Annotated in this window: 14 protein-coding genes and 1 pseudogene; 12 read left to right on the top strand and 3 right to left on the bottom strand. The window is 71.9% G+C overall.

Annotation, left to right across the window (positions count from 1 at the left end):
- The first annotated feature begins 8 nt into the window (after positions 1–8).
- Entirely contained in the window at positions 9–641 is a 633-nt protein-coding gene (locus ACZ7GZ_RS16745; RefSeq protein WP_471024737.1) for a hypothetical protein, read from the top strand.
- A 462-nt stretch (positions 642–1103) separates the two neighbouring features.
- Here ACZ7GZ_RS16745 and ACZ7GZ_RS16740 read toward each other — a convergent pair whose 3' ends face one another.
- Positions 1104–1724: a hypothetical protein gene (locus ACZ7GZ_RS16740; protein WP_471024735.1), complete on the bottom strand. Its 621-nt coding sequence runs from the start codon at positions 1722–1724 to the stop codon at positions 1104–1106.
- A gap of 305 nt (positions 1725–2029) precedes the next feature.
- On the bottom strand, positions 2030–4195 hold the full coding sequence (locus ACZ7GZ_RS16735) for a RecQ family ATP-dependent DNA helicase (RefSeq protein ID WP_471024734.1): 2166 nt from the start codon (positions 4193–4195) through the stop codon (positions 2030–2032).
- Positions 4196–4337: 142 nt separating this feature from the next.
- Between ACZ7GZ_RS16735 and ACZ7GZ_RS16730 the strand changes: the two genes are divergently transcribed.
- The 7 genes and pseudogenes from ACZ7GZ_RS16730 to ACZ7GZ_RS16700 all read left to right on the top strand — a co-directional run bounded on the left by ACZ7GZ_RS16730 (position 4338) and on the right by ACZ7GZ_RS16700 (position 16548).
- Positions 4338–5894, top strand: a complete 1557-nt coding sequence (locus ACZ7GZ_RS16730; protein ID WP_471024733.1) for a DUF4192 domain-containing protein — start codon at positions 4338–4340, stop codon at positions 5892–5894.
- A 782-nt stretch (positions 5895–6676) separates the two neighbouring features.
- A pseudogene (locus ACZ7GZ_RS16725) lies at positions 6677–8546 on the top strand (glycogen debranching N-terminal domain-containing protein).
- Positions 8547–8676: 130 nt separating this feature from the next.
- A complete protein-coding gene (locus ACZ7GZ_RS16720; protein ID WP_471024732.1) occupies positions 8677–9435 on the top strand; it encodes an NUDIX hydrolase in 759 nt (252 codons plus the stop codon).
- A gap of 155 nt (positions 9436–9590) precedes the next feature.
- Entirely contained in the window at positions 9591–12542 is a 2952-nt protein-coding gene (locus tag ACZ7GZ_RS16715; protein ID WP_471024731.1) for an ATP-binding cassette domain-containing protein, read from the top strand.
- A 162-nt stretch (positions 12543–12704) separates the two neighbouring features.
- Positions 12705–13592, top strand: a complete 888-nt coding sequence (locus ACZ7GZ_RS16710; RefSeq protein ID WP_471024729.1) for a FadR/GntR family transcriptional regulator — start codon at positions 12705–12707, stop codon at positions 13590–13592.
- Between the two features lie 437 nt (positions 13593–14029).
- Positions 14030–15571 carry an RNA polymerase sigma factor gene (locus ACZ7GZ_RS16705; RefSeq protein WP_471024728.1) on the top strand — a complete coding sequence of 514 codons (1542 nt, stop codon included), beginning with the start codon at positions 14030–14032 and terminating at the stop codon, positions 15569–15571.
- Positions 15572–15687: 116 nt separating this feature from the next.
- Positions 15688–16548, top strand: coding sequence for a serine protease (locus tag ACZ7GZ_RS16700; protein ID WP_471024727.1), 861 nt, complete (start codon positions 15688–15690; stop codon positions 16546–16548).
- Between the two features lie 100 nt (positions 16549–16648).
- Here the strand turns inward: ACZ7GZ_RS16700 and ACZ7GZ_RS16695 are convergent, their stop codons facing one another.
- Positions 16649–16879, bottom strand: a complete 231-nt coding sequence (locus tag ACZ7GZ_RS16695) for a DUF7455 domain-containing protein (RefSeq protein ID WP_471024726.1) — start codon at positions 16877–16879, stop codon at positions 16649–16651.
- Between the two features lie 438 nt (positions 16880–17317).
- On the opposite strand from ACZ7GZ_RS16695, the gene ACZ7GZ_RS16690 reads away from it, so the two are divergent.
- The 4 genes from ACZ7GZ_RS16690 to ACZ7GZ_RS16675 all read left to right on the top strand — a co-directional run bounded on the left by ACZ7GZ_RS16690 (position 17318) and on the right by ACZ7GZ_RS16675 (position 22674).
- The gene (locus tag ACZ7GZ_RS16690) at positions 17318–19441 is read left to right on the top strand and encodes a DNA gyrase/topoisomerase IV subunit B (protein WP_471024725.1); all 2124 of its coding nucleotides are present in this window, start codon (positions 17318–17320) and stop codon (positions 19439–19441) included.
- 877 nt (positions 19442–20318) lie between these two features.
- Positions 20319–20840 carry a DUF1453 domain-containing protein gene (locus ACZ7GZ_RS16685; RefSeq protein ID WP_471024723.1) on the top strand — a complete coding sequence of 174 codons (522 nt, stop codon included), beginning with the start codon at positions 20319–20321 and terminating at the stop codon, positions 20838–20840.
- Positions 20837–21988, top strand: coding sequence for a sensor histidine kinase (locus tag ACZ7GZ_RS16680; protein ID WP_471024722.1), 1152 nt, complete (start codon positions 20837–20839; stop codon positions 21986–21988). The genes ACZ7GZ_RS16685 and ACZ7GZ_RS16680 overlap by 4 nt, the downstream gene beginning before the upstream one ends.
- Complete coding sequence (locus ACZ7GZ_RS16675; protein WP_471024720.1) at positions 21985–22674, top strand: response regulator transcription factor; 690 nt, start codon at positions 21985–21987, stop codon at positions 22672–22674. The genes ACZ7GZ_RS16680 and ACZ7GZ_RS16675 overlap by 4 nt, the downstream gene beginning before the upstream one ends.
- Positions 22675–22741 lie beyond the last annotated feature (67 nt).

Below are 22741 nucleotides of genomic sequence, written 5' to 3'. Positions count from 1 at the left end.
ATCAGCTCATGCCTCTCATTCCCGAGGAGCCTCAGATTCACGAGAGTGCCCAGGGTCCCCGCGCCACTCCGGCCAGCGGCCGTACCGCGCCGACCCCCCGCCCCGTACCCGGCCCCCGCCCCGCGGCTCCGTCCCGCCCCGGTCGCCCCGGCCCCCCGCGGCCCGCGCCGCCGGTGCAGCGCACGCCGCGTGACGTGGCTCCGGCCAAGCCGGGCCCGTCGGGTCCGACCGCTCCCGCCGCTACGCCGGCCACCCCGCAGATCCAGCTGATCCCGGCCTCGGCCGAGGGTGCGCTCGACGCCGCCGAGGAGGCGGTGGACCTGCTGCTGGAGTCGGGTCGTGCCCCCGGGGACGTACTCGTGCTCACCACCGGGTCCCAGCACCCGTGGGCGGAGCACGAGTTGTCCTTCGGTGAAGCTTCCTACTGGGCGCAGCACGATGCCGGTGACGACGTCTTCTACGCGGACGCCGCCACCGTCTCCCGCGCCGCGTCCCGCCCCGTGGTCGTCGTGGCCGTCAACGGAGGCCCCGCTTCCGCTGCCGCCGCTGCCCTTCCGTTGGCCCACGCCCGGGCCGGCGCCCTGCTGATCGTCTGCGGCGACCCGCAGCAGATCAACTCGGTGCTGGGCACCGGCGTCTGAGCCGCGTCCCGCACCTCGGGGCGGCCCGGGGCGGCGACTAGCCGCTCCGGCGGTAGCCGCACGGCGTGCCCTTCGGCATGTCCGGACGGCCGGCTGCCGTTCCGATCACGGGGCGGCTTCCCGGCGAGACGCCGAAGCGCCGGGTGCGGAGCAGCGGTCGTCAGGCAGAGGGTCGATCTTGGATGACGATCCTGTGCCTGGTGGGACCGGCCTCCGAGAGAGCCGCCCGCACAGTCATGCCGTGGGCACTCGGGGAGCCGGTCTCGCCCCCTCGTGCGATCGCTGGGCGCGGCACGGGTGTCGGCCCGGTGTCGGCAGGAGATTGCGCTTCCCGGCGCGGCACGGGCCTCGTCGCGCGGCCTCCCGGCCATCCGTGCGGCGGGTGGTCGGCTGGCTGTCCGTGCGGCCCTGCCCGGGGCGCGGAAGACGGTCGGGCGGAAGGCCTGACTGCTGCCGCGTCCCTCAGCGGGCCGCCGCGCGGCGCAGGACCTCGGAGACCGGTCCGCCGGTGCGCGGCGCGAGCGGCGGGGCCTCGGACATGGCGAGGGGCTCCGGTGCGGAGTCGGCGTTGGGGCGGCGGCCGCTGCGCCCCTCGCCGAGCACGTGCCAGCCGTCGTGGGTCAGCGTGATGTACGCCCCGCACCGCAGCCCGTGCAGTGTGCAGGCGTCACGCAGGCCCCACATCCAGGCGCCGTCCACCTCCGTCCAACGCGCGTCGCCCTCACGGCAGTAGACGAGTATCGCCGTGCGCACCGGGGTGCGGCGGCGCAGGTCGTGCGGAATGACCCGGCGCAGCTGTGCGAGCAGCGCGTTGCGGAACATCCAGCCGTCGGCCGGGGACGGGCGACGCGTGAACGACGCGCTGGCGCACAGCCGCTCGTCCGGACCGAGCACTGCCACGATCGCCGTGGAAGGCCTCGGTCCATGGCGGGCGTGCAGTCCGCTGACGACCTCACGGGGGTTGCGCAGCAGAGGGATTCCGGCGGCGGCCCATTCGGCCGGCTCGAGCAGGCGACTGGCGGAAGCGGCGGACGCTGACGTCGACAACGAGGCCGCCGAGGACGAGGCGAATCCGAAGGTCACGTTCCTCCCTTCGGCTACGCGCCCATACTGTGGGCGAGGTCGGATTCGGGGGACCGCGCACCGCAGCAGAGCCCAACCTGATCACGCACGAGCCGTGCGGGGAGCGGACCTCAATTCTTCCTGCCGAACTTGGATGCGGCAACGATCAATTGGGGCCACCGGCTGTTATCCGACGGTGCGGGGCTTATATCCCTACCCAAAGGTTGGACCCCCGACGCCTGAGATGCGGCGGCGTGCTCACAGGACCGCCGCAGGCGGGTGCGCGGTCAGCCCTGAACGGCCAGGACCAGCGGCAACACCGCTGGTCAGCCCTGAACGGCCAGGACCAGCGGCAACACCGCCCGCGCGCCGGACCTTCTGAGCAGACGGGCCGCGACCGCCAGCGTCCAGCCCGTCTCCGTGAAGTCGTCGACCAGCAGCACCGGGCCGTCGGCTGAGGCGAGCGCAGAGGCGAGGGCGGGCGGCACCGTCAACGCACCGTCCAGGGCCTTCAGCCGCTGTGCGCTGTTGCTGCGCGGCACCCGCGGCATGTCCTCGGCGTACTCGACGGAGCCGAGCAGAGGCAGCCGGCCGATCTCGGCGATCCGGGAACCCAGGGCATGGATCAGCAGAGGCCGGGTCCGCGAGGCCACGGTGACGACGCCCACCGGCCGGGCCTGGGCGTCGGACGCGCCGGAAGCCCAGCCGCCAGGGCGCTTCGCCCAGTCGGCCAGGACACCCACCACGGCCCGCGCCACGTCGTCCGGCACCGCAGTGTCGGGTGCCTGGGGGCTGAGGAGCGGACGCAGTCGGTTGCCCCAGCCGATGTCCGACAGCCGACCCAGAGCCCGCCCCGGCGAAGCCTGCTCACCGGCTGGAATGCGTCCCTTGAGATCGATGCCGATGGCCGGCAGGCCCGTCGGCCACATACGGCGGGGCTCCACCTCGACGCCGGCACGGCCCAGATCGCTGCGCGCGGCGTCCACTGCCGCCAGGGACGTGTCGGCGGCGAAGCGCGGGCCCGCGCAGTTGTCGCAGCGGCCGCAGGGTTTGGCACCCTCGTCGTCCAGCTGACGCTGCAGGAACTCCATCCGGCACTCGGTGGTGGACGCGTAGGCGCGCATCCCCTCCTGTTCGGCCGCGCGCTGCCGGGCCACCCAGTCGTAGCGCTCGGTGTCGTACGACCAGGGCTGCCCGGTGGCGGTCCAGCCGCCCTTGACCCGGCGGACCGCTCCGTCCACATCAAGGACCTTCAGCATGGTTTCCAGCCGGGAGCGGCGCAGCTCGACCAGGGGTTCCAGCGCGGGCAGAGACAGGGGACCGTCCGCACGGGCGAGGACGTCCAGTGTGCGCCGGACCAGCTCCTCGGAGGGGAAGGCGAGCGACGCGAAGTACTCCCAGATCGCCTCGTCCTCCTTGCCGGGCAGCAGCAGTACCTCGGCGTGATCGACGCCGCGCCCGGCTCGGCCGACCTGCTGGTAGTAGGCGATGGGGGAGGAGGGAGAGCCGAGGTGGATCACGAAACCGAGATCCGGCTTGTCGAAGCCCATGCCCAGTGCTGAGGTGGCGACCAGCGCCTTGACGCGGTTGGCCAGCAGATCGTCCTCGGCCTGCTGGCGCTCGGCGTTCTCCGTCTTGCCCGTGTACGAGGCGACGTTGTGCCCACGCTGCCGCAGGAACGCGGTGACCTCCTCGGCGGCTGCGACGGTGAGCGTGTAGACGATGCCGGAGCCCGGCAGGTCGTCGAGGTGGTCGGCGAGCCAGGCCATCCGGTGCGCGGCATCCGGCAGCCGCAGCACGCCGAGGCTGAGGCTGTCCCGGTCCAGCGGCCCGCGCAGCACCAGGGCGTCCGAGGTGCCGCCGGTACCCAGCTGCTCGGCGACGTCCGCGGTCACACGGGCGTTGGCCGTGGCGGTGGTGGCCAGCACGGGGACACCGGGCGGGAGGTCACCGAGCATGGTGCGCAGCCGCCGGTAGTCGGGGCGGAAGTCGTGACCCCAGTCGGAGATGCAGTGGGCCTCGTCCACGACCAGCAGGCCGGTCGCGGCGGACAGCTTGGGCAGGACCTGGTCGCGGAAGTCCGGGTTGTTCAGGCGCTCCGGGCTCACGAGCAGGACATCGACCTCGCCGGCCGCGATCTCGTCCTGAACCGCGTCCCACTCCTCGGGGTTGGCGGAGTTGATGGTGCGGGCGTGGATGCCGGCCCGAGCCGCGGCCTCCACCTGGTTGCGCATGAGCGCGAGCAGGGGCGAGACGATCACCGTGGGTCCGCTTCCTCTGGCCCGCAGCAGCGAGGTCGCCACGAAATACACCGCGGACTTGCCCCATCCCGTGCGCTGCACGACCAGGGCCCGGCGCCGCTCGGCGACCAGCGCCTCGATCGCCCGCCACTGGTCCTCGCGCAGCCGGGCCGCGCCCGTGGCATCCCCGACGAGCCGGGCGAGGACGGCGTCCGCCTGCGCCCGGAGATCCGCGTTGCTCGTGTGTTCCATGCGTTCCATACAACAGGACGGGACTGACAAGCGGGCGGGCCTCGGGCGTGAGATGTGGACAACCGGACGGCATTGTCGTGTCCCTGACTCGACTTATCCACAGACCGAACCGGAATCTCGAAATCCGCGAGATCGTCGGCGCATGACGAACCACAGCGAAACCACCGGACCGTTCGAAAACAGCGACATCTCGGGACGGGAGCCGTTCACCCACCTCGCGCATGACACGCAGGTCACGCTGCGCACCCCCGCCGAACTGGCCGACGCCCTGCCCTACCTCCTCGGCTACCGCCCGGAGGACAGCATGGTGCTGGTGGCCCTGCACGACCGCGAAGGCCGGGGCAGGTTCGGCGGCCGGGCCCGGCTCGGCATCCCCGCGAACGAGGAGGACTGGGCGGCGGCCGCACGCCAGCTGGCCCAGGGACTGATGACCGGCAGCGAACGACGAGGCGCCCGGCCCGAGCAGATGGTGGCCTACGTCTGCCAGGAACCCGCCCCGGGCGAGTCCGGCCGCGACGTCAAACGACGGCTCGAGCGGCTGGCCCACCTCCTGCGCACCCAGTGCGGGGACCTCGACGTGCCGGTCATCGAGGCACTGTGCATCTCCGACGGCCGTTTCTGGTCCTACTGCTGCCCGAGCGAGGGCTGCTGCCCCGAGGACGGCTCGCCGATGGGCCTGCCCGGTACATCGGTGCTGGCCGCCGCGGCCACCTACGCCGGCATCCAGGTGCGCGGCACTCTCCGGGAGTTGCGCGCCAGGCTGCAGCCCTGGGAGACGACCGCGGCCCTGGAGCAGGAGATCGCCCTCGACGCGGCCGGGATGACCTTGGTGCCCCGCATTCTCGACGAGGTGTCCCGCGCGGAAGTGGCGCAGGAGACCCTGGCCCTCGCCGAGCAGCTCATCCGCCGCTTCGCCGCCGCGGCACCGGTGTCCGGCACGCATCCGGCCGACCTGCGCGACGACGGCCTCCTGGCACACGACGAGGCGGCGACGCTGATCCTCGGACTCCAGGACCGCACGACCCGCGACCGGGCGGCCGTCTGGATGGAGGACGACGAGGCGGCTCCCGCTCTGCGGCTGTGGCGCGCCCTGGCCCGCCGCTGCGTCGGCCCCTACGGCGAGCACGCCGCGGCCCCGCTGACGCTGGCCGGCTGGGTGGCCTGGTCCATGGGTGACGAGCTGGAGGCCCGTGAGGCGCTGGCCATGGCACTGGGCGCGGATCCCGACTATCTGTTCGCCCGGCTGCTTCACCAGGCCTGCAACGACGGCATCGACCCGGAAGCGATCCGCCGCTGCCTGCGCGCGGAGCGCGAGGGACGTGCGTCAGCGGACGGCACCGCACAGCCGCATCCGGAGAGGAAAGCCGCTCGGGCCGCGCTCCCGGCGACCGAAAGCGCGACGCCCGACACGGGTGCCGGTGCGCACGGCGAGGGTTTCGATGAGGTCCGGGGCACGGGCACGCGCCGACGGCGCCGGGTGCGATCCGCCGACGGAAGTGAGGCTCCTCGCGCGGCTCGCCCCACGGGCGGCCGGCGCAGGCCGACCGGCTCCCGTCCGGGCTCCTCGGCAGCCGTGACCGCGCGCCCCGGCAGCCGTGGCCAGGGCGGCACGCGCAAGCGGGCGACGGAACCAGACGGCACCACGACCAGCGCAGCCCCGTCGGGAAGCGACCGCCGCAAGCCCGAGGAGGAAGGGTGAGCGTCGTACGGGGGCGCGCGGGCGGATCCCTGGGTCAGCGGGTCTGCGTGAGGAAGACGCGCAATCCATCAACGGAATCCGCGGGATGCGACGCACGCCCGTGGAGGCCGCCGCGGAACCGCTCTCGTGCGAGCCGGTGCGGCTGCCATGACGGCGGCACGCTTTCGGCCCGCCTGGCAGGCAGAGCCCACCGGGCACGCTCGACCGCTGCGGCCGCATGCGAAGGCCCCTCACGCGTCCGCTGGTGGCAGCGGTTCACCACGGGCCTGAACGGCACCGCGGCCCTCGCAGGCCGCCATGGGTCCGGCTTCCCCGAGGCGAGCCGTGACCCGGACGACTCTCCCTCCGTTCACCTGAGTGGCGGAACGCCCGGACGGGCCCTGCCGCCGTACGACCCTTGTTCTGCGGGGCGTCCCTCCGGTCGCCCAGCACGGCACAGGCGCACCGAGCGCAGAGGAAGCCATCCCATGCACCAGCAGCCGACTGCGCCCTCCACCGCCGACGACGAGCGTCCGTCCTGGGACAGGCACGACTGGTTCCCGCCGGACGGTGCCGCCACGGGACGGCGGACGGTCGGTGCTCTGGCCTCATCAAGGAACCCCGGGCCGAACGCCTCGGCAGGCCATGCAAGGCCGCCGGCCCCGGGCCGCGGCAGCCGGCCCACCGCAGCCCCGCCGGTGCGTACACCGCGGGGCAGCCGCCCGGCGTCCGAGCTGCCGCCGACGCACGCCGCCTTGATCTGTGTCGCCCTGCCGGGCCTTGCCATCTCCGGTGACGGCCAGCTGGCCGGACGGGGACTGGAGGGGTTCTACCGAGGTGGCAGGCGCCTGCTCTCGCGGTGTCAGGTCCGCGTGGCCGGCCGCGAACCGTTGGCCGTACAGGCCAGGATGGCCGGTGCCGACAGTGCCCGATTCGTGGGGACGCTGCGCGCTTCGCCGCCAGCGGGTCCCGATCCGGATGTCGTGGTCGAGCGGACCCGTCGTGCCGACGGAACCGAACGGATCACGCTGCGCAACGCCGCCGCGCGACCGCTGAAGCTGCCCCTCGAGATCGCCCTGGGTACGGACCTCGCCGAACTCGGCTCCATCGCCTCCGGGAGGGCGGGACCCGAACTCCCTGCCACCGTCCGCGACTCGGGCCTGCGCTGGGCCACCGCTGGTGCCGCCGTCTCCGTCACCGCCGACCCGCCGCCCTCCGACGCCCTCGCGTCAGCCGGCCTGCTGCGCTGGGAACTGGAAGTGCCTCCGGGCGGCACGGCGGCAGTGGAGCTCCGGGTGCGGCTCGACGGCACGGGTCCGCTGCGGGCGGCGGGTCACGCCACGACCAGTCCGTTCGCTCCCGCCAGGGCGACAGGAGACGATCACCGAGTGGCTCCGCTGCTGCACGGGGCGGTGGCCGACCTCCAGGGCCTGCTCCTGCGCGACCCCGGCCACCCCGCCGACACCCACCTCGCCGCGGGCGCTCCCTGGCGCTGCGGAATGGCCCCTGCCGAAGCTCTGGCGGCGGCCCGCATGGCACTGCCGCTCGGCACCCGGCTCGCCCGCCGGCACCCTGCGCACCCTGGCCCGCACCCAGCTCCAGGACCGGAGCCCACGGCCCGGCCTGATCCCCGGTCCACGACGCGACGCCGGCCCGTTCCTTCCCCCGGGATGCACGGGCACGGAGGCCACCCTGCTCTTCCCCGTCCTGCTCGCCGAGGCCCGCCGCTGGGGACTGCCCGAGCAGGAGACGAGGGAGCTGCTGCCCGCTGCGGAACGCTGTCTCGCCTGGCTGCGGGCCACCGCCGGCGACGGCCCCTACCTTCACGACCCCCAGCCCGGGGGCCCGGCGCGCTGCGAGACCCAGGCGCACGCGTACCGGGCGGCCCTGCTCGGCGCCGATCTCCTGGACGCGTACGACCGGCCCGGCGCCGTCGAGTTGCGCCAGTGGGCCCAGGCCTTGCAGACGGCCTTCCGGGCCGACTTCTGGATCGCGGACCGCGGCGGCGGACGTCCGGCCGCAGCCCTGGCACCGGACGGCCGCCCCGTGCCGCACCTCGGCTCCACCGCCGTCCACCTCCTCGACACCGGCCTGCTCGGCTCCGGCCGGCTCGCCCCGGGCCTGCTCGACCCCGCCCAGACCGGGCACCTCGCGCGGCTGCTCGGCACCCCCGCCATGGACGCGGGCTGGGGACTGCGCGGTCTCGGCGCCAAGGAGAGGGGACACAACCCGTTCGGCCACCGGACCGGAGCTGTCCGGGTGCCCGACACCGCACTCGCCATCGCCGGACTTGCCACCGCCGGCTACGAGAAGGAGGCCGGCGGCCTGCTGAGAGGACTGCTGGACGCGGCGGAACACTTCGGCCACCGGCTGCCGGAGATGTTCGCCGGTGAGCAGCGCACCGCCGGCAGTGCTCCCCTTCCGCACCCCGCGGCCTGCCGGCCGGCGGCCACCGCGTCAGCCTCCGTGATCATGATGCTCACCTCGCTCGCGGGTATCCGCCCCGACACCCCAGCCCGCACGGTCACCCTGTGCCCCCTGCGGAGCGCGCCACTCGGCGTACTCAGCCTGACCGGGCTGCGGGTCGCCGGTGCGCCGTTCGCCGTGCGGGTCAGCCGGTTGGGGCTCGCCATGGTCGAGGAGGCGGCGGACGGCCTGCAACTGGGAGTGTGACCTCGTATGACGCCGCTGGAACGAAGAACGGGTGCCGGTACCGCCCCGCGTACCGGACCGAAGCGGAACCACCGTCGATGCGCCCGGCGAAGGGAGTGTTTATCGTCAGGAAGACGACTATGATCGCCGCATGCCCTACGACCCGTCAGCCTTTCCGCCCTTCGCCGTCACCGTGGACCTGGTCGTGCTGACCGTGCGCCGCCATGCCCTGTGCGCGCTGGCGATCCGCAGGGGCGAGCCACCGTTCCAAGGGCGCTGGGCGCTGCCCGGAGGTTTCGTACGGGACGACGAGGACCTCACCCAGGCGGCGGCGCGCGAGCTCGCCGAGGAGACCGGGCTGTGCGCACACGACCCCGGGGCTCCGGCCAACGACAACGGGGCCCACCTCGAACAGCTCGCCACCTATGGCGACCCCAAGCGGGACCCCCGCATGCGTGTGGTGAGTGTCGCGCACCTCGCACTCGCGCCCGACCTGCCCGCCCCGCGCGCGGGAGGCGACGCCAGCAACGCGCGCTGGGCACCGGTCGAGGAACTGCTCCAGCAGGGCGGTTACGGCCGTGACGGCGAGCCTGTGGCACCGCTCGCCTTCGATCACGCCCAGATCCTCGCGGACGGGGTGGAGCGGGCCCGATCCAAGATCGAGTACTCGTCGCTGGCCACCGCGTTCTGTCCGAGCGAGTTCACCGTCGGGGAGCTGCGCAGGGTGTACGAGGCGGTGTGGGGGGTGGCGCTCGATCCGCGCAACTTCCATCGCAAGGTCACCGGAACCCCCGGGTTCCTCGTCCCCACCGGAGGCACGACCACGCGCCAGGGTGGCCGGCCGGCACAGCTCTTCCGGGCCGGTGGCGCCACCCTGCTGAATCCGCCGATGCTGCGCCCCGAGGTCTGAGGCGCAGCGGCTGCCGGGCCGGCCGGCGGGCCGAGTGCACATGCCCGGCCGGGCTCCACCGAACGGCGGACACGGACCGGCTCGGCCCACATTGCATGCGACAGAAGATCGGGTTATACCGGGAAAACCGGACATGGCGCGCTATCTTGCTGTAGGTGATCCATGCCTTCGGACTGACCAGTAATCCCCGCAAGGCGCAACCGCCCGCCATCGACGACGTCTCCTTCGAGGCGCGCGCGGGAGATGTCACCGTGCTCCTCGGAGGCGCCGGCGCGGGCAAGACGACGGCGCTCAGACTGATGCTCGAGCTTCAACAGGGGCGCGGCATCACCTACTTCAGAGGGCGGCCCCTGCACCGGATCGCCCATCCGGCACGGGAAGTCGGCGTGCTCCTCGGCGACGTGCCGGGGCATCCGGCCCGCTCGGTCCGTGGCCACCTGCGCATGTTGTGCGCGGCCTCGGGCGTTCCCGCGCGACGGGCCGACGAGGTCCTCGAAGCGGTCGGCCTCGTCAGCCTCCGCGAGGAGCGCCTCGGCACGCTCTCGCGCGGTATGGACCGCAGACTCGGCCTGGCCTGTGCCCTGCTGCCCGACCCGCACACGCTCGTCCTGGACGAACCCACCGACGGACTCTCCGCCCGTGAGGCGCAGTGGGTGCACGACATGCTGCGAGCCCACGCCGGGCAGGGCGGCACCGTGCTCCTCACCTCCGCCGATCCCAAGGAGGCCGCGCGCACGGCCGACCGGGTCGTCACCCTCGACGGCGGCAGACTCGTGGCCGACCAGGACGCGCGGGAGTTCGGCCGTACCCGGCTGCGTCCGCGCGTGGCCGTCCGCAGCCCGCACGCGGCGCGACTCGCGGCCCTGCTCGTCAAAGAGGCCCGCACCGGCCGCCGCTCCGTCGAAGTCGTGCACGAGGGCGGCAACCGCCTCTCGGTGTACGGCTCCACGACCGCCGACATCGGCGAGGCGGCGTTCCGCCACGGCATCCTCATCCACCAACTCGCCGACGAAGTGGGCGACATGGGACCGGGCGCCGGTGCCGGACACGGCGTCCTGGCGTCGGCGGACGCGGGCGCGGCGACACAGGAGTCGGCGGTGGAGCGCGACCAGGCTGCCGTGCCGGGCTCGTCGCTGGCGGAGTCCGAACCATCCGTGCGCGTCCTGCCGACGGGGGAGCCGGCTGCATCGGGTGCCGGTGCGGGACTCGGCGTCGTCGGTGAAGCGGACGCGGAGGCGGCGAAGGATCCGGCGGCGGTGTGGGACCAGGCTGCCGTGCCCGGCTCTTCGCCGGTGGAACCCGAGCCGATCGTGCGTGGCTTGCCGGCGCGGGAGCCCGAGACGGCCGTGTGCGACGTGCCGACGGTGAAGCCGGGTGCTTCAGGTCTGGGCGTATCGGCGTCGGCGTCGAACTCCTCGGCGCCTGGCTTGTCGGCGGCGGAGTCGGGTGTGTCGACGCTCGGCTCGCCCGCGCCGGAGCAGGCCGCTGTGGTGTCCGGCCTCGCGTCAGCAGAGCCGGGCGTCACGGCGCCGGGTGCTTCGGCGAGAGAGCGGGACACCCTGCCGTTCGGGTTCTCGGTGGACAACCGCGAGAACCCCGCAGCGGACACCTCGGCGCTGCGGCGCACTGTGCCCGGCGGCTCCCCCCGCGAGGAACCGCCGGCGGGGGGAGAGCCGCCGTCGGAGCGGGGGGAGCGGGCCCTCGGTGTCGAGGTCGGGTCGCCCGGGCAGGTATCCGACGACAGCTCGGCTCAAGAGCCCTCGGCGGGGGAGACGGCGCTGGCTCTCAGCAGCGAGGCGCCGTCTCTCGGAGAGGCATCCGTTTCCCGGCCGGATACCGAGCGCACAGAGACCACTCGGCCCGTATCGACCGACGGCGCGTCGCCTGCCGACACCGCTGGGAAAACCAGCGGGTCGGCGCCAGGCGGCGCCGAGCCGGACGGCGTGGACGCGCCAGCCGGCGTGGACGGGCCCATCGACAACGCGCCCGACGACGAGAACGCGCCCGACGGCGACGACGGGCCCCTCGGCGAGGACGCGCCCGGCGAAGGCGGAGCCGGAGCTGTTCGGGTCGAGGGGCTCGCGGGAGCCGGCGGCAGCCGGACCGAAGCCGCGACCACGCCGAGCACCCGGCGCGGTGCGATCCCGGCGGCCGAGGAACCGCAGACCGGCGGCACGAACACCCCGGCCCGCGGTCTCACCGCCCTCCGCACCCGCCTCCCCGGCGCCAGGAATCCCAGCAACCGTCAACCGCACTCCGTACCCGCCGCCCGCCCCGACGACGTCGGCGCCCTCGACGCCCTGCCCCCGCTCCCGCCCCCCATCTCCGTCCGTCCCGCCCCCAGCCCCCTCCGCCCCCTGCGCTACGAGATCCGGCGCGCCACCGGCATCGGCGTCGGCTTCCTCACCTGCGGCGCCGTACTGGTGGTGTCCGCGCTCACCGCCGTACTGCTGGCCAGGCTCGGCCACACCCCCCAGGCGCGGCTGTTCGGCGCGTGGCCGCGGGAACTGCCGTTGCCGCCCGCAGCCCTCGCGGCCGGGCTGCTCGGTGCGCTGGCCTTCGGGGACGAGTTCCGCCACCCCGCCCTCGCGGCGGATCGCGGCACCGTGCCCCGCCGGCTGGGGCTGCTCACCGCGAAACTGCTCGTCTCCGGAGCCACCGCGGTGCTGCTGGCCTTCCTCACCGTCGGCTGCGACGCCGAAGCGCTCTACCTCGTCTACGGACGGGAGCTGACGCAAGTTCCCGCCGACTGGCTTTCGTTGAGCGCCAGTTGGTTCGGGCTGGTCCTCGGCTGCGCCTGGGCCGGTGTGCTGGCGGCCGGTGTGTTCCGGTCCACCACGGGTGGCCTGGCGGCCGTACTCGCCGTGCCCGTTGTCGTCGTTCCCCTCGTGCACGAGGTGATGCGGGGGCCGGCCCTGCGCACGGCAGGCGGGTTCCCGGTGCGGATGCGGGAGGTCTACCTGCTGCAGTGGCCCTTCGGAGGCGAGCGCTACCTGCTCGGACTGGCCCGCGTGCTCGCCCAACCCGTGGGCACCGCAATGGCGTTGTCGCTGTCGGCACTGCTGTGCGCGTATGTGTTCACGACACTGCGCACCCGGTTCCGGTGACGAGCATGAGCACACTTCCGATCCCGCCGTGTACACAACTCCCCACGGAAAGCCCATTTCTTTCCGATAAGGCGTCAATTGCGACGGGGTGAGCGATCACCCTTTCGTGTGCTTTTCACCAAAGACCTCAAGGGAGTTGGAGGCGGCGCCGACAAAGGATCCGTGAGTACCCTTGCGCACACCATGATGACCGCCGCCCGCTCCACCGACTCCGGTCTGGCCGGCCCGGGCGATCTCGACCGCTACCCCTACGCAGAGTCCCAGGTGGGTGATCGCGTCGCACCGCCCTCCTGGGAAGGCGCGGACCCGGACCTGGGTCGCGTCGGCCGGCGTGCCGCGGGCAGCCGCGGACGAGGACTGCACGGCCAACTCGTTCAGCAGCTGGGCCAGATGATCGTCTCCGGCGACCTCGGCGCCGACCGCCCGCTGGTGCCCGAGGAGATCGGCCAGCGCTTCGAGGTCTCCCGCACCGTCGTCCGCGAGTCCCTCCGCGTTCTCGAGGCCAAGGGCCTGGTCAGCGCCCGCCCGAACGTCGGCACGCGCGTGCGGCCCGTCAGTGACTGGAACCTGCTCGATCCGGACATCATCGAGTGGCGGGCCTTCGGCCCCCAGCGCGACGACCAGCGGCGCGAGCTGAGCGAGCTGCGCTGGACGATCGAGCCACTCGCCGCCCGGCTCGCCGCTGGGCACGGGCGCGAGGAGGTGCAGCAGCGCCTCTGCGACATGGTCGAGATCATGAGCCACGCCATGGCGCAGGGCGACGCGCTGACGTACTCACGGGCCGACAACGAGTTCCACTCCCTGCTCATCCAGATCGCCGGCAACCGCATGCTGGAGCACCTCTCCGGCATCGTCTCGGCGGCGCTGCAGGTCTCGGGCGGCCCGGTCACATCGTGCGACCGGCCGAACGAGGCGTCCCTCGCCCAGCACGCGCGGATCGTCGACGCGCTCGGCACCGGCGACGGTATGGCGGCCGAGGGGGCCATGCGGCAACTGCTCACGGTCCACCCCGAGGTCGAGCGCGTGGTACCCGCGCCGCGGGAGCACTGACCCCCGCGGCCGAAGCGGTGTGGTCGCCGGTGCGTGGCGTCCTCGAGGTGCTCGTGGCGGCGGCGGACTCGGATGCCGGCCGTCGCCGGACCCTGCCGGACCCTGTGCGGTCCGGCAGGGTCCAGCGGTGTGACGGGTCCCTGAGGTCATGCACGCGACCGGGTATGACGATGAGGCTGAGATGATCTGTCCATATCTGACTGCTTTTGATCGCTTACGGGGTGTGACTCGGGCCACGCAGATTGGGCGTAACACTCCTGGAAACAGCGCGATGACCTAAGAGGTGACAGCCGCGGAGGGAATACGGACGCCATGAGAGGCGCTGTGCATCTTCCCGGCCCCGCCCGCGCCGTCGGCCCATCCCCAGGCCGGTGGTCGGCTCCTGTCCGCAGTGGACGGTGCCGGAAGCCGTTTTCCAACGTTCCGAGAGGTTGTTCGTGTCGGCCAGCACATCCCGTACGCTCCCGCCGGAGATCGCCGAGTCCGTCTCTGTCATGGCGCTCATTGAGCGGGGAAAGGCTGAGGGGCAGATCGCCGGCGACGATGTGCGTCGGGCCTTCGAAGCTGACCAGATTCCGGCCACTCAGTGGAAGAACGTACTGCGCAGCCTCAACCAGATTCTTGAGGAAGAGGGTGTGACGCTGATGGTCAGTGCCGCAGAGCCCAAGCGCACCCGCAAGAGCGTCGCAGCGAAGAGTCCGGCGAAGCGTACCGCCACCAAGACGGTCGCGGCGAAGACGGTGACGACGAGGAAGGCCACCGCCACCACGGCCGACGCCGCGGCGCCCACCGCTCCGATCGCGGCCGATTCCGCCGAGGAAGCCGCACCCGCCAAGAAGGTCGCGGCCAAGAAGGCGACCGCCAAGAAGGCGGTCGCCAAGAAGACCGTCGCGAAGAAGACGGCCGCAAAGAAGACCACGGCCAAGAAGGACGACGCCGAGGTTCTCGAGGACGAGGTTCTCGAGGACACCAAGGTCGCCGACGAGCCCGAGGGCGCCGAGAACGCGGGCTTCGTCCTGTCCGACGAGGACGAGGACGACGCGCCCGCGCAGCAGGTCGCCGCGGCCGGCGCCACCGCCGACCCGGTCAAGGACTACCTGAAGCAGATCGGCAAGGTTCCCCTGCTCAACGCCGAGCAGGAGGTCGAGCTCGCCAAGCGCATCGAGGCGGGTCTGTTCGCCGAGGACAAGCTGGCCAACGCCGACAAGCTGGCGCCGAAGCTGAAGCGCGAGCTGGAGATCATCGCCGAGGACGGCCGCCGCGCCAAGAACCACCTGCTGGAGGCCAACCTCCGCCTGGTGGTCTCCCTGGCCAAGCGCTACACCGGCCGCGGCATGCTCTTCCTGGACCTCATCCAGGAGGGCAACCTCGGTCTGATCCGCGCGGTCGAGAAGTTCGACTACACCAAGGGCTACAAGTTCTCCACGTACGCCACCTGGTGGATCCGTCAGGCCATCACCCGCGCCATGGCCGACCAGGCCCGCACCATCCGTATCCCGGTGCACATGGTCGAGGTCATCAACAAGCTCGCGCGCGTGCAGCGCCAGATGCTCCAGGACCTGGGCCGTGAGCCCACCCCGGAGGAGCTGGCCAAGGAACTCGACATGACCCCGGAGAAGGTCATCGAGGTCCAGAAGTACGGCCGCGAGCCCATCTCGCTGCACACCCCGCTGGGTGAGGACGGCGACAGCGAGTTCGGTGACCTCATCGAGGACTCCGAGGCGGTCGTCCCCGCCGACGCCGTCAGCTTCACGCTCCTGCAGGAGCAGCTGCACTCCGTCCTCGACACCCTGTCCGAGCGCGAGGCCGGCGTCGTCTCCATGCGGTTCGGTCTCACCGACGGTCAGCCGAAGACCCTCGACGAGATCGGCAAGGTGTACGGCGTGACGCGTGAGCGCATCCGCCAGATCGAGTCCAAGACCATGTCGAAGCTGCGCCACCCGTCGCGTTCGCAGGTGCTGCGCGACTACCTCGACTAGGCCGCAGTCGTACGCGAAGGCCCGGCTCCCCTGGGGGGCCGGGCCTTCGGGCTGCGCGCAGCCGTGCCGTGGATCACTCTGGGTGTTCCAGTACCAGCCCAGAGTGAGGAGCCTGCATGCGCCGTTCCGTTGCCCGGTCACTGATCCGGCCGCTTGCCCTGGCGGCCACCATGACCGTGATACCCCTGGTCAACGCGACACCCGTGGCCGCCGACAGCATCGTCGTCGGGGGCTTTTCGATAGACGTCTCCCAGGCCCCGTGGACGGTCGCGCTGTCCAGCCGTGACCGGTTCGGCGGTACGCGGGCAGGCCAGTTCTGCGGCGGCGTGGCGATCGCCCGGACGACGGTGCTCACCGCGGCGCACTGCATGGGCGATGACGTCCTCGGGGCCCCGCCGAACCGCGTGCGTGACCTGAGGATCATCGCGGGCCGCACCGATCTGCTGTCGGACGGGGGCCAGGAGATCGCCGTACGTGACGCCCGGATCAACCCGGGATACGACAGCGAGACCCACGCCGGCGACTTCGCCGTGCTCACCCTCGCCACGGAACTGCCGCAGAGCGCGGTCGTCGCCATGGCGAGTGCGGGTGACCCGGTCTACGCGCCGGGCACCCAGGCCCTGGTCTCCGGATGGGGGGACACCACCGGCGCGGGCGCCTACCCGCACACGCTGCACGCCGCACGCGTGCGGGTGCTGGCCGACGACCTCTGCACCCGCGCCTATCCGGGTGGCCCCGACGGCACCTACCGCGCCGACAGCATGCTGTGTGCCGGAGAACCCGCCGGGGGCCCGGACGCCTGCCAGGGCGACAGCGGCGGCCCGTTGGTGGCCGCGGGGCGGCTGGTCGGTCTCGTGTCCTGGGGGAGCGGCTGCGGCAGGCCGGGCAAACCCGGCGTCTACACGCGCATCTCCGACGTCGCACGAGGCATGGAGGCGGCCTCAGGGAACCAGAAACGGCCCCGCGGGCGCGCCTGAAGCGTTCCCACGGAGCATGAGCGCGGGCGGTCGCTCCTCGCGAGGAGCGACCGCCCGTTCACCGGCCTGTGCCGGGACTGGCTCGTCGTGTGTGCGAGTTTCAGCGCTCTTCCTCGGACGTGATGTTCGGAACGGACGTCAGCCGCTCCGTCTCGTCCTGTATCTCAGCGGCGATCTTCTTGAGTTCCGGCTCGAACTTGCGACCGTGGTGGGCGCAGAAGAGCAGTTCTCCGCCGCTCAGCAGGACGACGCGCAGGTATGCCTGGGCGCCGCAGCGGTCGCAGCGATCGGCGGCCGTCAGCGGGCTCGCGGGGGTCAGAACAGTAGTCACGTCGCCTCTTCTCTAGCTCGACGAGCTGTCGTACCAGGGTCAACATCCAACCAGCCCGAAAACGTTCCCGCTCGTGGCTTTTCCTGGAAAAAATCTTCCGGGGCGGTTGGCTGCTGCCGGTTGGCGGCGAATAGGCCGTAGTGCGTCTCTCGGGTGCTTACGGTTTCGCGCTGTGGTGTGTATCGGTCCTCCCGGCCGGGTTGCCGGTTGTTCATGAGGACGTGCCCGGAGCCTAAATGGTTCATGCCTCCAAGGGAACGTGATGTGTACTTCACTCCATCGAGGGATCGAACGTGCATGCGAGTCTGGACTAGTCTGAGTTCTCGACGAGGGTGGCGTTACACCGGCTCTACCAGGCCTCGGTACCCTCTGAGCGGCGACCGAAGCCGCCCCTTACCCAGTAGGGGGCCCACTGAAATTCAGCGAGGAGCGAACCGCGTGACCGCCGATACGTCCGTGCCGTCCACAGCGCTGCTGGCAGGAGCAGACCGGGACGGTTCCAACTACACCGCGCGGCACCTGCTCGTCCTCGAGGGCCTCGAGGCCGTGCGCAAGCGCCCGGGCATGTACATCGGCTCGACCGACAGCCGCGGTCTGATGCACTGCCTGTGGGAGATCATCGACAACTCCGTGGACGAGGCCCTCGCGGGCGTCTGCGACCGCATCGAGGTGGTCCTGCACGACGACGGCTCGGTGGAGGTGCGCGACAACGGCCGCGGCATCCCCGTGGACGTCGAGCCCAGGACCGGCCTGTCCGGCGTCGAGGTCGTCATGACCAAGCTGCATGCCGGCGGCAAGTTCGGCGGCGGCTCGTACGCCGCCTCCGGCGGTCTGCACGGCGTCGGCGCCTCCGTGGTCAACGCCCTCTCCGCCCGACTCGACGTCGAGGTGGACCGCGGCGGTCACACGCACGCGATCAGTTTCCGGCGCGGCGTGCCGGGCGCCTTCGCGGCCGACGGCGCCGACGCGAAGTTCGAGGCCAAGAGCGGCCTGCGCAAGACGAAGAAGATCCCCAAGACCCGCACCGGCACGCGCGTGCGGTACTGGGCCGACCGGCAGATCTTCCTCAAGGACGCCAAGCTCTCCCTGGAGAACCTGCACCAGCGCGCCCGCCAGACCGCCTTCCTGGTACCGGGCCTGACCATCGTCGTCCGCGACGAGCTGGGCCTCGGCGAGGGCGGCAGCAAGGGCGAGGAGTCCTTCCGCTTCGACGGCGGCATCAGCGAGTTCTGCGAGTACCTGGCGGGCGACAGGCCGGTCTGCGACGTGCTGCGCTTCTCGGGCCAGGGGACCTTCAAGGAGACCGTCCCGGTCCTGGACGCGCACGGCCAGATGACCCCCACCGAGGTCACCCGCGAGCTGGGCGTGGACGTCGCGCTGCGCTGGGGCACGGGCTACGACACCACGGTCCGCTCCTTCGTCAACATCATCGCCACGCCGAAGGGCGGCACCCATGTCGCCGGCTTCGAGCAGGCCCTCACCCAGACGATGAACGACGTGCTGCGGGCCAAGAAGATGCTGCGGGTGGCCGAGGACAACATCGTCAAGGACGACGCCCTGGAGGGCCTCACCGCCGTCGTCACCGTGCGCTTGGCCGAGCCGCAGTTCGAGGGCCAGACCAAGGAGGTCCTCGGCACCTCGGCGGCCCGCCGCATCGTGAACAACGTGGTCACCAAGGAGCTGAAGGCGTTCCTGACCGCCACCAAGCGGGACGCCGCCGCCCAGGCCCGGGTCGTCATGGAGAAGGTGGTGGCCGCCGCTCGTACGCGCGTCGCGGCCCGCCAGCACAAGGACGCCCAGCGGCGCAAGACCGCTCTGGAGTCCTCGTCCCTGCCGGCGAAGCTCGCCGACTGCCGCAGCGACGACGTCGACCGCAGCGAGCTGTTCATCGTCGAGGGCGACTCCGCGCTCGGTACGGCCAAGCTGGCGCGGAACTCCGAGTTCCAGGCCTTGCTGCCGATCCGCGGCAAGATCCTGAACGTGCAGCGGTCATCGGTGACCGACATGCTCAAGAACGCCGAGTGCGGCGCGATCATCCAGGTCATAGGAGCTGGCTCGGGCCGTACCTTCGACATCGACCAGGCCCGCTACGGCAAGATCATCATGATGACCGACGCCGACGTGGACGGCTCCCACATCCGCTGCCTGCTGCTCACGCTGTTCCAGCGCTACATGCGGCCGATGGTCGAGGCCGGCCGGGTCTTCGCCGCGGTGCCGCCGCTGCACCGCATCGAGATCGTCCAGCCGAAGAAGGGCCAGGACAAGTACGTCTACACGTACTCGGACCGCGAGCTGCGCGACAAGCTGATGGAGTTCCAGAGCAAGGGCATCCGGTACAAGGACTCCATCCAGCGCTACAAGGGTCTGGGCGAGATGGACGCCGACCAGCTGGCCGAGACCACGATGGATCCCCGTCACCGGACCCTGCGGCGGATCAACCTTTCCGACCTGGAGGCCGCCGAACAGGTCTTCGACCTGCTGATGGGCAACGACGTGGCACCGCGCAAGGAGTTCATCTCCAGCTCGGCGGCGACACTGGACCGGTCGCGCATCGACGCGTAGCCGCTGCGCTGGGCTTCGGCGACGGGGCTTCGGTCGCCTGGCCTCGGTCGACCGGGTTCGGTCGCCTGGCTTCGGTCGCCTGGGCTTCGGCCGACGGGGGCGCTGTCCATGGGCGGGCTGAAAGGGGCTTGCCCGAGGTGCGTGGCGCGAGCGGAGGCGTCGGGAGCGAGGCCGATGGGGCGTGTGGGCCGGCGGAGGGTGACGGTTGGTCGTTCTTCGCTGGTCGGGTGGTCGCGCTCGGGAGGTTTCCGGTTCCGGCGGGTCGTGGCCGAGGTCTTTTTGGTCGTGCGGCGGCTCAGCCAGTCCGTGTCCACGTCAGCACTCCTGCCACGGTCGGGCGGGCGTCCCCGTCGCCGACGCCGATCGGGCGGCGGCCCGCGTCGTCGCCGCCACCGGCCGGCCGGAGGGCCGCCCTGTCGGCACCGGTTGGCCCGGAAGTCCGCCGACGCCGGTACCGGTTGTCCGGGAGACCCTGCTGTCTGCACCGGTTCGCCGCGAGATCGCGTAAGCGGACCGGCCCGGCCTGGAATCCGCCTCGTCGGCGCCGGTCGGGCGCCAGCCCGTGTCGCTGCCGGTGGGTAGGAAGCCCGTGTCGCTGGGCCGGTGAGTAGGAAGCCGTGTCGTCGGCGCCGGTCGGAGGGGAGACCACGCTGCCGGTGACGGTCTGCCCGGTATCTCTCCATGTCCGACCACCGCCTTCGCCCCGTCCCGCTATCGCCCCTGCCCGGTCTCTACACCCGTGGGTGGAGACCAACCGCTCCAGGTTTCCACCCTTGATCCACCTCGGCGCCGATCTCCCGACCTGCGCTTTTCCGTAGCTTCGTAGGTGTCGGCAGCGTCCGCTCCCGGCACCACCTTCTCGCTCACGGAGGCTCTGATGTCCGGGCTCGTCAACGCGCTGGTGATCGTGGCCGTCGCCGCCATAGTGATCGCGCGACAGTTCCGCGCCCGCGCGATCACCACCGACCGGCGCTGGTGGCTCGTCCCGGTGATCCTCGCCGTCGTGGCGCTGCGCGAGCCAGGCATCCTCGACGCCCACCACCCCGCGCAATCCGCCGTACTCCTCGCGGTGGAGCTGCTCATAGGTGTGGCCACCGGCGCCGGCTGGGCCTGGACGACCCGCGTCTGGACGGCTCCGGACGGCGTCGTGTGGACCAAGAGCACCAAGGCGAGCCTCGCCGCTTGGGGCGTGGGCATCGCCCTGCGGATCGGTCTCGTCGCCCTCGGTCTCGCGCTCGGACTGCACCAGAGCAGCTCCGCCCTGATGCTCACCCTCGGCACCACTCTGCTGGTCCGCGACGGCATCCTGGTGTGGCGGGCGCAGTCCCTCGGCACCGCGGACCGTCCGGCCCCGGCGTACGGTGACGACATGCGGTCGGCCCGGAAGGAGCGCGTGTGACGGAGTACGCCTTGACCCGCTGGCCGTCGCGAGAGGCGCTCGGCCGCGAGGGGACCTCTCGCCCCCGTCGCATGATCGCCTGGGCCGTGAGACTTCTCGTGCTCGCACTGCTGCTGTGGAGCGCCTTCAGCCAGAGGCATGTAGGCGTCTGGAGCGGACTCATGGCAGCGGCGGGAGTCCTCCTTGCCGCTCTCGTCTCCTGGGCCTTCTTCCGGACCACCTACCAGCACCGGCTGGTGCCCTCCCTCGCGCTCATGGGCATCCTCCTGGGGATCGCCGTCGTCGCCGAGGCGACGGGGTTCAGAGCGCCGGCCCTGGTGCTCTGGTGCGGCTGCGGAATCAGCGCCCTGGAGCGACTCCCGCTGGGAGCGGCAGTACCCGTGGCGTCGGTCGCGCTGGCCTCGTACTCCGCGTTCAACAAAGACGTGTGGCTGACCACGGCCGCCACCGTGGCCGGCATGGCCCTCGCCGGATACGTCCTGCGGCTGGACGCGGAGGCCCGCGGCAACGCGCAGCGGCTCCTTGCCCAGGAGCGCGCAGCCCGGGCGGCGGAAGCCGAGTCCGCAGCGCTGGCCGAGCGAGCGCGGATCGCCCGAGAGATCCACGACGTGCTGGCCCACAGTCTGTCGGCGCAGCTGGTGCACCTGGAGGCGGCCCGGCTGCTGATCGAGAACGGCGCGGATCGCGAGCGGATCCTGGAGCGGGTGGTGGCCGCGCGGGGCATGGCTCGCGACGGACTCGCCGAGACCCGGCAGGCCCTGTCCGCGCTGCGGGGCGAACTGACCCCGCTGGAGGACTTCCTGAGCGAACTCGTCAGCGGAGCGGACGGCGCCGAGGTGACCGTGACGGGTGAGCGCAGGCCCCTGTCGGCCGAGGCCTCCCAGGCGGTGCGCAGGGTGGCCCAGGAGGCACTGACCAACGTCCGCAAGCACGCGCACGGCGCCAAGGTGCAGCTGCGGCTCGACTACAGCGAACACGAAGTGACCCTGGCCGTACGGGACTCGGGCGGACGGCCGGGTGAACTGACCGCGGCAGGAGGGGGATACGGTCTGCTGGGCATGCGGGAGCGTGCCGAGCTGCTGGGCGGCTCCCTGGACGCGGGGCCGGGCGAGGAGGGGTTCGTGGTGACGCTGAAGGTGCCTGTATGACGGAGACGGAGGGGGAGAAGAAGCCCGCACGGGTGGTGGTCGCCGATGACCAGACCGTGGTCCGGGAGGGCATCGTGATGCTGCTCGGGCTCCTGCCCGGTGTCGAGGTCGTGGGTGCCGCGGGAGACGGCGAAGAGGCGGTGCGACTGGTGGCGGAACTGGCCCCGGACGTCGTCCTGATGGATCTCAGGATGCCCCGCTGTGACGGTGTGGAAGCCACCCGGCGGATCCGGGCGCAGTACCCCGGGACCCAGGTCGTGGTGCTCACCACGTTCGCGGACGACGAGTCGTTGTTCCCCGCGCTGCGTGCCGGCGCCCGGGGGTATCTGACCAAGGACGCGGACGGTGACGAGATCGTGCGTGCCGTGGAGAGCGTGCTGTCGGGGGACGCGGGTCTGTCGCCGAGCGTCCAACGCCGGTTGCTGGAGCGGCTGTCGCAGCCGGAGCCCAGCCCGCCGGTGACAGCCGATGCGCCGCCCGACGGACTGACCGCGCGGGAGACCGAGGTCCTCCTGCTGATCGCCGAGGGGCTCAGCAACCAGGAGATCGCCCGCAAGCTGCATGTGTCGACCGCGACCGTGAAGACACACATCAACAATCTCTTTGCCAAAACGGGGCTCAAGGACCGGGCGCAGGCGGTGCGTTACGCCTACAGCAAAGGGCTGGTCCGGCCGCCCGCACAGTGAGTCACCTGATGGGGTGAAGAGCCGAGGGAAGAAGAGTCAGGGATCTGCCGGTCTGTCCATCCTTGGG

The sequence above is a fragment of the Streptomyces sp. NPDC037288 genome, assembly GCF_055603265.1.
Note: the sequence above shows the minus strand (reverse complement) of the source record. Positions and strands in the feature narration are given on the sequence as shown.